The organism is Nostoc sp. CALU 546 (assembly GCF_048836525.1).
The window spans coordinates 1-1,934 of the sequence record NZ_JAWJTF010000355.1; the positions used below are offsets into that span (position 1 = coordinate 1).

Sequence of the window (1,934 nt, forward strand, 5' to 3'; positions counted from 1 at the left end):
CTGAGAAACCCCGCTCTGGAGTTATTTAGTTTTTGCTCCTTGGACAAAGCGCCTACTCCTTAGTGGCATTTGTCCTTTAAATTTTGGTGCTGTTATTTGCCTCCGTATCGCTTCAGCTTGATCTTACAAAACTTGTGTCCATCTGATGTCGTTTTTCTTTTTTAGACCTCCACATTTGTTAAGGATTGCTTTTTAATGGGTAATCAGAGGATTGGTGACACTCCGTGTAGGGTAGATTACCTGGCTGTGAAAACTTTTACCTAAGATGCGATCGCTAGATTAGGTGAAGCATTAGATATGTGTACTAATCCTGTTGGATCTGTCATGATATATTTCTTGATTACTGGCTGAAGAGAAAAGTGGGCTTCTCTGGTAATGGGGTCTATTTCTTTTTCGATTAATATCATATTTACAAGTTTTTCTAACGCTAGTATCAATTCTGAGTCTGACACTCCTGAATTTTTACTTGGGTTCAATTCATTTAATAATATTGTGATAGCAACAGGTTGGGGATCTGAGAAAACTTTTTCAGCCAAGTAAATCATAATTTGACGCTGAACTTCGTTTAACACTTGACCAAATGTTTTATCAAGCATTACTTGGAACTGACGGCTAACCAGCGTAGTCTTATGTTCAAAAAATTTCTCTGAACTACCAAATAAGTTATTAATTCGATTAACTACTGCTTTTAGCTCTGAAGGATTGCCACGATAAGTGTGAATTAACTCATTACACTTTTCTAAATCTATCAAACCTTGAGTAGATAAAAACTGTACTGCTGCATTGTTCTTCAATCCTTCGATTTTGAGATACTCAACAGGTAGTCCAATTTCTATAAGATCATTGATCTCATCCGGCAAAACTCGACTAGTTAATAGCAAGCAGCTTTGATCTAGTTCTTCAGTCAATCTACGTAAAAATAACTTGTACTCCAGTCTCTGTTCCAAGCTATTTGCTTGAAATAACGATTCACATTCATCTAATACTATTAGGAATCGCCGTGATTGCAACTGCTTAATCAGTAATGAAATCATTGCCTGAGTATATTTAGGTAAATCTAAGTCAGGCTCATTTGATTGTACTAACTCCATGATATCTGCTAATAACTCTTGGAGTGGTGGTGCATGAGCAACCGATTTCCAAATTATACTGTCAAATTTAGGTTGAGACTCTGTACTGAGTTCTTCAATGAGTTTTGCGGCTAATGTACTTTTACCAATACCTGCAATTCCTATAAGCGATACGCAACGCCGCTTGATTATTAATTCTTTTAATTTGGACAGTTCTTCTTCGCGTCCATAAAAGCTAGATGTATCAAGGCATTTACGTTCCAAAACTTGTACTAAGCCTTTGACAATGCAGCCCTGCTCTTTACTTGAAGTGGATTGAACATTATGATCTTGGGTAAGTTGCTCTAAGAAAAGACGCAAATTTTTTTTAGTTATCTGTTCCCCATTTCCAATTATTTTTGAAAGTGTAGTCCACAATCGAGCGCCTACGACCCGTTGTAAGTAATTAAGGGTATAACCTGAGTCTTGTGCTATCTTCTCATAACCACAGTTATCCCAGGCACCCTTGATAACAGATATCTCAGGCTTAGACAAGCCTCTACCTCTGTTGGCGCATACTAGGTCATTGATGATTACTAAAGCTTCTTCAAAAGTTACTGCTACTAAATTTTTTGATGCTTTAAATCCTCGCTCTCTTGGAGTACCAGAGGAAAGGGCTATTGAATTTAACTTTTGGGTAGCATTAAAATCCATACTTGTACTTGTCCTGCTAGTGAGCAAAACTGCATTGGCTCCCCAGTAACCAAAGCTTATTTAGAAATGCGCTACGTTAAAACGTGTTACATCAGACTCAATATTACTAGGTTTTGCTATTCATAGCTACTTATTTAAAAAAAGTAATACTCTAAGAGCCTGTCAAGAAAC

The 1,934-nt window shown here is 37.1% G+C and carries 1 protein-coding gene; it reads right to left on the reverse strand.

Annotated elements, in window-relative coordinates:
• Positions 1–260: 260 nt before the first annotated feature.
• Entirely contained in the window at positions 261–1,763 is a 1,503-nt protein-coding gene (locus tag RRG12_RS43615; protein WP_420762966.1) for an NB-ARC domain-containing protein, read from the reverse strand.
• Positions 1,764–1,934 lie beyond the last annotated feature (171 nt).